Annotated in this window: 8 protein-coding genes and 1 riboswitch; of the genes, 4 read left to right on the plus strand and 4 right to left on the minus strand. The window is 58.3% G+C overall.

The features are described from left to right. The 4 genes from PSSD_RS24955 to PSSD_RS24970 all read right to left on the minus strand — a co-directional run. A partial coding sequence (locus PSSD_RS24955; protein ID WP_058974110.1) for an urea amidolyase associated protein UAAP1 occupies nucleotides 1-533 on the minus strand: 533 nt, incomplete at its 3' end. Nucleotides 534-544: 11 nt separating this feature from the next. Next, entirely contained in the window at nucleotides 545-1,306 is a 762-nt protein-coding gene (locus PSSD_RS24960) for an ABC transporter ATP-binding protein (protein ID WP_058974111.1), read from the minus strand. A 14-nt stretch (nucleotides 1,307-1,320) separates the two neighbouring features. Beyond that, complete coding sequence (locus PSSD_RS24965) at nucleotides 1,321-2,133, minus strand: ABC transporter permease (protein ID WP_039335016.1); 813 nt, start codon at nucleotides 2,131-2,133, stop codon at nucleotides 1,321-1,323. Nucleotides 2,134-2,147: 14 nt separating this feature from the next. Continuing rightward, entirely contained in the window at nucleotides 2,148-3,206 is a 1,059-nt protein-coding gene (locus PSSD_RS24970; protein ID WP_058974112.1) for a putative urea ABC transporter substrate-binding protein, read from the minus strand. A 63-nt stretch (nucleotides 3,207-3,269) separates the two neighbouring features. Next, nucleotides 3,270-3,364, minus strand: a riboswitch (guanidine-I (ykkC/yxkD leader). 406 nt (nucleotides 3,365-3,770) lie between these two features. Between PSSD_RS24970 and PSSD_RS24975 the strand changes: the two genes are divergently transcribed. The 4 genes from PSSD_RS24975 to PSSD_RS24990 all read left to right on the plus strand — a co-directional run. Next, a complete protein-coding gene (locus PSSD_RS24975) occupies nucleotides 3,771-4,493 on the plus strand; it encodes a FadR/GntR family transcriptional regulator (RefSeq protein ID WP_058974113.1) in 723 nt (240 codons plus the stop codon). Further along, nucleotides 4,490-5,485: an ABC transporter ATP-binding protein gene (locus tag PSSD_RS24980; protein ID WP_058974114.1), complete on the plus strand. Its 996-nt coding sequence runs from the start codon at nucleotides 4,490-4,492 to the stop codon at nucleotides 5,483-5,485. The genes PSSD_RS24975 and PSSD_RS24980 overlap by 4 nt, the downstream gene beginning before the upstream one ends. Beyond that, complete coding sequence (locus PSSD_RS24985; RefSeq protein WP_058974115.1) at nucleotides 5,482-6,543, plus strand: ABC transporter ATP-binding protein; 1,062 nt, start codon at nucleotides 5,482-5,484, stop codon at nucleotides 6,541-6,543. Before PSSD_RS24980 ends, PSSD_RS24985 begins: the two co-directional genes overlap by 4 nt. Before the next feature lie 18 nt (nucleotides 6,544-6,561). Further along, nucleotides 6,562-7,401: ABC transporter substrate-binding protein (locus tag PSSD_RS24990; protein ID WP_235589298.1), on the plus strand; the 840-nt coding region annotated here is incomplete at its 3' end.

Raw genomic sequence — 7,401 nt, forward strand, 5'->3', positions numbered from 1 at the left:
ACTAAGGTGTCCATGGCAAAGCGCAGACGCACGGAGGCACCCGGTGCACCCTGTTTCTCCAGTTTCAACGTGCCGTTATCATCGGCGCGTACCTGGGCAAACAGGTTGAGGCAGGCCGCCATATCTCGCTGGCCTAAACCGTACTTCGCCAGTTCGATGAGGAAGCTGTCGTAACCGTTTTGATGACGCAGATTGCGCGCTTCCTGATAGTCACTGACGCCAAAGCGCGCGGCGGTTTGCTGCGCATTCAGCGTGCCACACACCGTTTCGTGCCAGCCAAAGCTGTCTTGTTCGATGCCGCAAAAAATGCGCCCCATATCGGAGTAGAGGCAGTGCCCCGCCGTCAGGCGGAAGGTGTGTTGGCACTTCAGCGTGTCGGGCGCGTTGTAGCGCTCCAGCAGATTTTCCGGGTTATAAAACAGCAGGCCGACATTGGCACCGCCTTCGATATCGGTCAGCGTCAGCGCGGTACCGCTGCGCATCACCAGTGACCAGTGCGAACCCGCCGGTAACAGTGTTTGATAAGCATTCATGCTTCTCTCCTTTAAGCCACCTGCGGCTCAGACGGCAAGCCAGCCGTAGGCTGATCGCGGTCGAGTGGCAGGTCATAAGTGATAGTGGCGCCCCAGGCTTCTGGCGCATGCGGGTCGTGACGCAGTTTGTCGAACACCAGCAGGCGCGAAGCCAGGCTGAAGCCCTCTTTCAGGTCATGGGTAATCATAAAGATGGTCAGGTTGTGCTCCTGCCACAGGCGGGTAATCAGCTGGTGCATCTCGCTGCGAATACCAGGATCGAGTGCACCAAACGGCTCGTCGAGCAACAGGATGCGCGGCTGTTTCATCAGTGCCTGCGCCAGTGCCAAACGCTGCTGCATGCCGCCAGAGAGCTGGTGCGGATATTTGCTCTGCGCATGTTCCAGCCCCACCTGCGCCAGCATCGCCTGCGCTCGCTGACGAATCTCCAGGCGTTTCTTCCCCCACACGCGCCCCAGCCAGCGTGCGGTGCTGAACTCTTCCGCCAGCATCACGTTGCCCAGCACCGTCAGATGGGGAAAGACCGAGTAACGCTGAAACACCACGCCGCGCTGGGCATCCGGTTCGTCCGGAATCGGTTCGCCATCCAGCAGCAGCTGCCCTTTGGTTGGCGATTCGGTGCCGAGCAACATGTTGAGAAAGGTGGTTTTGCCGCAGCCGGATGCACCGACAATCGCCACAAACTCGCCCTCCTCCACGTCGATATTGAGTCGTTCCAACACCACTTGATCGCCGTAGTGCTTTTGCAGATTTTTCAGTTGCAGTAATGGCATCGCTCGCCCCTTGGTTATTTCGCGTGATACCACGGCCAGCAACGACGGCTAATCAGCCGCAGCAGCAGGTCGAGCATAAAGGCCAACAGGGCAATCCACGCCACGTACGGCAGAATCACATCCATTGCCAGATAGCGACGCATCAGGAAGATGCGATAGCCCAGCCCTTCGGTAGCCGCGATAGCTTCTGCGGCGATCAGGAACAGCCAGGCGGAGGCCAGTGACAGCCGCACCGCATCAAACAGGCGCGGCATCAGTTGCGGCAGGATCACACGCCATAACACCTGGGCACTGTGGCCGCCCAGCGTCTGCGCTTTCACCAGCTGTTCACGCGGAATTTTCTGCACCTGTAGCTGCAAATCACGCGCAATCAGCGGAGTGATGCCAATCACAATCAGCACCACCTTTGACACTTCGCCTAAGCCAAAACAGATAAACAGAATCGGCAGAATCGCCAGCGGTGGCACCAGCGCCACCACCGTCACCAGTGGTGCCAGTACCGCACGCACCACCGGCAATGCCCCGGTGAACAGGCCCAGCGCCAGCGCCAGCAGGGCGCTGATCACCACGCCACTGAGCAGGCGCATCAGACTGGCGGCAGTATCGGTCCACAGCAGGTATTCACCAGTGCGCGGGCTGGGTTCAAACGCCATACGGCTGATGGCCTCGCCCATGGCATTAAATCCCGGCAACAGTTTGTCTGCGGCGTTCAGGCTGAGACGCGCATCCGACGCGAACAGATAGACCAGCAGCAGCGCCAGCAGCGGCAGAATGCCAAGCAGCAGGCGGCCGAGCGGCAGCGGTTGGTAGTTGATCAATTTACGCATCGGCTTCGCCTCGCTTACAGCTGCCCAGCGGCCGCCAGTTTTGTGTATTCATCGGTGAAGCGCAGTTTCAGGTTATTGGCATCACCCCAGTTACCGGCTGGCGTTTCGACCCCCACCACATCGGCACTCGGTGCGCCTTCACCTAGCAAGCCGTGTTTGAAGGAGAACTCGGCGACCAGTTGCATGGTGGCTTTAAGCTGCGGGCTATCAACAAAATCGAGGGTGGTTTTGGCATCGCTGAACAGGTGTGTTGCCGCCAGTTGCTGATCAAATCCCGCCAGATCGGTGCCTGATGCCTGCGCCATTTGCGTGCGTGCTGCTTTCGCGCTTTCGCTCTGGCCCGACATGGTTTTCAACGTTTCATACCAGGCACCGGTCAGCGCTTTGCCAAGCTGCGGGTACTTTTTCAGGGTTGCGGTGTTCACCACCAGCAAATCGAGGATTTCGCCCGGGATCTGAGCAGAGGAGAAGACTAAGTGACTGTCCGGCTGCTTTTCCGCTTCGGCCAGCAGCGGGTTCCAGGTCACGATGGAGTGCACATCCTGAGTGCCAAACGCGGCCACCAGATCGGCATCAGCGGTATTAACCACTTTGACATCCTTCTCGCTCATGCCGGATTTCTCCAGCGCACGCGCCAGCAGATAGTGGGACACCGAGAGTTCCACCAGATTGATCGGCTTGCCTTTAAGCGAGGCGATATTGCCTTTGCCTTTAAACAGGATGCCGTCATTGCCGTTGGAGTAGTCGCCGACTATCAGCGCGGTGCTGTCCACGCCACCGGTGGCCGGAATGGTCAGCGCATCCATGTTGGTCATGGTGCAGCCGTCAAAACCACCGGCGGTGTACTGGTTCACCGATTCGATGTAGTCGTTGACCTGCACAAACTGGATATCAATGCCGTATTTATCGGCCCATTTTTTGACGATGCCGCTTTGTTGGGCAAAGTCCCAAGGCATCCATCCGGCGTAAATGGACCAGCAGATTTTGAAGGAGGGTTTGTCGGCGGCCAGCGTGTTGACGCTGAACAGCACGGCAGTGCAAAGCAACAGCAGGCGAAGGCAGGCTTTGATCATGAGGATTCCTCTGACGTTAACGGGCTGAAATAAAGCAGGAGGCGGCGAGCAACGATCTCGCTTTCCTCCCGGGCTTTTATCCCGCCGTGTAACCGTCAGAGGACGGTCGGTCACTCTCGGACCAGCATCTTTCGATCGGAACCCTAGTGACCCATTGCAAATTGTCTGGCGACGTCGGTTGCCCGCTATCGCTCCTGCATCTGATTAATGACATTCAAAAAAAGTGCCAATATTTATCTCATTGAAAAACAGAAGAATTATTAAATTCACCGCCGGATGATGACCGATCACTGCACAGCGATGCAGCAGCTGCGCACCAACATGTCGCAAGCTGCGTAAACCTGAATTTGATACAGCTCGCAATTTTTGACTGGCACTGAAAAAACTTTTACTGACTGTTCAAAGGGTTATTCCTTTCATCGCACCGCCACAGCCGAACCAATTCAACATTGGTTCACTTCTTGCCTAAGCTGAGAAAGCCCATTGCTCAGCGTTTCATCAATAAAACTGCTGGATAAGCCGGAATACCGATCTTTTTCTGATGTTTAAACAGGCGAACCAATCATGAATCATTCGTCAGAGAGCGCCCGAAACTCCAGTTCTGCCCTGGAGCAATTGCGTCAACTGATCCAGCAACACGAGCAGCAACCGGATCGCGCCCTGCCGACGGAACGTGAATTGGCGGAACGCTTTAATGTCGGTCGTCGCGAAATCCGCCGCGCGCTGGATGTGCTGGAAGAAGAAGGACGCATCTGGCGTAAACAGGGCAAAGGCACCTTTGTGGGCCCAGCGGCCCCGGTTCAACCTCTGGCGCTGCACGATCTGCCACAGCAATCCAATCTGCTGGAAGTGATGGAAGCGCGTTTACAGCTGGAGCCAGGGCTGGCAAGGCTTGCCGCCCTGCGCGCCAGCAAAGAGCAAATTGCCCTGATGCAGCGCCTGCTGGAGCGTATGCACGGTATCACTGCGCCTGAAGATGGCGATCAGCATGAACTGTGGGACAGCGCCTTTCATCGCGCCATTGCGGAAGCGGCCGGTAACCGCCTGATGCTGGGTCTGTTTGATGCGGTGGATGCCGTGCGCCGCGACCCCGGCTGGCAACATTTGCGCGTGCAGGCACGCACTCCGGCCCGTCTCGATACCTACGACAACCATCATCAGCGCCTGGTCAATCACATTGCGCAGCGCCAGCCGCACGAAGCCGCCGCCGCGATGCGTGAGCATTTGCTGGCACTACAACAGGCGCTGCTGGAAGCGCTCTATTCTCACCAAGAGGAGTCGCCATGAGCGGTCACCCGGTTTTAGCGGTACGCAATCTGCGCGTCAAATTTCGCGGTTCTCCCGTCACGGTGCTGGATGATATTTCCCTGACGCTGCATGCCGGGGAAACCCTGGCGCTGGTCGGTGAATCCGGCTGCGGCAAAAGCATCACCTCATTAACGCTGATGGGGTTACAGCCCAACAGCGCCGAGATAGAGCAAGGGGAAATGACGTTTGATGGACGCGACCTGCGCGATCTCAGCGCCAGCGACTATGCCGATTTGCGAGGCAATCAGCTGGCGATGATTTTCCAGGAGCCGATGACCTCGCTCAATCCCGCCTTTACCCTCGGCGACCAGCTCAGTGAAGCGGTAATGCGCCACCGTAACGTCAACCGCCGCACCGCATGGGAAGCCGCTCTCAGCATCCTGCAAAAAGTGCAGATACCCGCACCGGAGATGCGCCTCAAAGCCTATCCGCACCAGCTCTCTGGCGGCATGCGTCAACGCGTGATGATCGCCATGGCGCTGATTAACCAGCCGAAACTGCTGATTGCCGATGAGCCGACCACCGCGCTGGACGTCACCATTCAGGCGCAGATTCTGGCGCTGCTGAATACCCTGAAGCAGGAAACCGGCACCGCCGTACTGATGATCACCCATGACCTTGGCGTAGTTGCCGAAGTCGCCCAGCGTGTGGCGGTGATGTACGCCGGACAGGTGGTGGAAAGCGGCAGCGTAGAGGAAATTTTTAACGACCCACAACACCCCTACACCATTGGCCTGATGGGATCGATTCCCAGCCTGAGCGGCCGTAACGGCGCGCTGGCCACCATTCCTGGCCAGGTGCCGCTGCCGGAAAACATGCCGGCAGGTTGCCGCTTCGCCAATCGCTGCCCCTTTGCCGAAACGCGCTGCCAGCACAACCGTCCGGCGCTGCGGGCGCTGGCCCCCGATCATCAGGTGGCGTGTTTCCGCGCTCCGCTGGAACAGTACGTTGCGCTGGGAGAGATCGCATGAACCCGATTTTAGAGTGCCGTGATTTAAGCAAAACCTTCGCTGGGCCCACCCGCCTGTTTCAACGCAACCGAGGCGTCACGGCGGTGGACCGCGTGTCGTTACAGGTGATGCCGGGCGAAACGCTGGCGATTGTCGGTGAATCCGGCTCCGGTAAATCGACGCTGGGCCGCTTGCTGTTGCGCCTGCTGGCGGCCAGTGCGGGCGAAGTGTTGTATCAGGGTGAAAGCATTACCGATGCCAGCGGTGCGCGCCTGAATCAACTGCGCCGCGAGTTACAAATCATCTTTCAAGACCCTTTCGCCTCACTGAATCCACGCATGACGGTGCAACAGATTGTCGGCGAACCGCTGTGGCTGCATGAAAAGCTGAGCCGCGAAGATCGTCACGCGCGTGTGGCCGAGTTGCTGCGCACCGTGGGTTTGCCCGCCGCCTGGGCTGAGCGCTATCCGCACGAGTTCTCCGGCGGCCAGCGTCAGCGTATCGGCATTGCCCGTGCGCTTGCCTCTCAGCCCAAACTGCTGCTGGGCGATGAGCCGGTTTCTGCGCTGGACGTTTCTGTGCAGGCGCAGGTAGTAAACCTGCTGGAGAGCCTGAAACAGCAGTTCGGCCTGACCATGATCATCGTCGCCCACGGTCTGGCGGTGATCCGTCATATGAGCGATCGCGTAGCGGTGATGTACCTCGGGCAGATCGTGGAAGTCGCCAGCGTGGACGAGATTTTCGATGCCCCGCTGCACCCTTACACCCAGGCGCTGATCGCCTCTGCTCCGCAGATGCAGCCGGGGGCCAGCCGTCAGATTCCGATGCTGCAGGGCGATCTGCCCAATCCGGCCAATCCACCGTCCGGCTGCCGCTTTCACACCCGCTGCCCCTGGGCCACCTCGGATTGCCGTCAGTTTGAACCGATCAATCAGATGTTGAGCGGTGGACGCCAGATTGCCTGTCATCGCTGGCAGGAGATTAACCGCGATCGCAGCGTCATCACCATCGCACCGCCTTCCGCTGCCTTTTTACGACGCCGCGCGCTGTTTGAGCAGGCCGTCAAACAACAAGCTTAACCCTCTGGAGATTCGCCTGTGAACAAAGCTCGTCATACGTTATTCACCGCCTTAAGCGGCTTGTTACTGCTCGGCGCCAGTGCCCACAGCCAGGCTGAAAGTGTTATCCGCATTGGCCTGGGGGCCGATCCGGACATGCTCGATCCCCATCTGGCACGCACCTATTACGGTCGCTTTGTCTTTGCCGCGATGTGTGACCGCCTGGTGGATGTGGATGAAAATCTGAAAGTGGTGCCAGGACTGGCAACCGACTGGGCATGGAGCGATGAGGGCAAAACCCTGACCATGAACCTGCGCAGTGGCGTGACCTTCCAGGATGGCGAAAAATTCGATGCCAACGCGGTGAAGTTCAATATTGAGCGCGCGTTAACGCTACCGGGATCGCTGCGTAAAAGCGAAATCTCCTCGATTGACAGCGTCGAAGTGAGCGGCCCAATGCAGGTGAAATTCCACCTGAAAAAACCCGATGCGGCGCTACTCAGCCAGTTAACCGACCGCGCGGGTGCCATGCTGGCCCCGGAAGCGGCGAAAAAACCGGATTTCGCCACGCATCCGGTCTGCTCCGGCCCGTATCAGTTTGTCAGCCGCGTGCAGCAGGACCGCATTGTGCTGCAGCGTTATAACAACTACTGGAATAAAGACGCCTACCACTTCGATAAAGTGATCTTCCTGCCGATTCCAGATGCCTCAGTGCGTCTCGCTAACCTGCGCGCAGGCGACCTCGACCTCACTGAAGGCGTGGCCGCCAGCGATGTGAAAACCGTTGAAGCTGACAGCAAGCTGGCGTTAGCCAAGGTCACGGGCCTCGGTTATCAGGGCATTACCTTCAACATCAATAACGGCAAAGTCGATGCCAAT

This window comes from Type-D symbiont of Plautia stali, assembly GCF_001485335.1.
GTDB classification, from domain to species: Bacteria; Pseudomonadota; Gammaproteobacteria; order Enterobacterales; family Enterobacteriaceae; genus Pantoea; species Pantoea vagans_C.

Excerpts from the sequence above, each read along its gene's own strand:
- PSSD_RS24965 (WP_039335016.1), bottom strand. The coding sequence starts at position 2,133 with ATGCGTAAATTGATCAACTACCAACCGCTGCCGCTCGGCCGCCTGCTG.
- PSSD_RS24970 (WP_058974112.1), bottom strand. The coding sequence starts at position 3,206 with ATGATCAAAGCCTGCCTTCGCCTGCTGTTGCTTTGCACTGCCGTGCTG.
- PSSD_RS24975 (WP_058974113.1), top strand. The coding sequence starts at position 3,771 with ATGAATCATTCGTCAGAGAGCGCCCGAAACTCCAGTTCTGCCCTGGAG.
- PSSD_RS24985 (WP_058974115.1), top strand. The coding sequence starts at position 5,482 with ATGAACCCGATTTTAGAGTGCCGTGATTTAAGCAAAACCTTCGCTGGG.
- PSSD_RS24980 (WP_058974114.1), top strand. The coding sequence starts at position 4,490 with ATGAGCGGTCACCCGGTTTTAGCGGTACGCAATCTGCGCGTCAAATTT.
- PSSD_RS24960 (WP_058974111.1), bottom strand. The coding sequence starts at position 1,306 with ATGCCATTACTGCAACTGAAAAATCTGCAAAAGCACTACGGCGATCAA.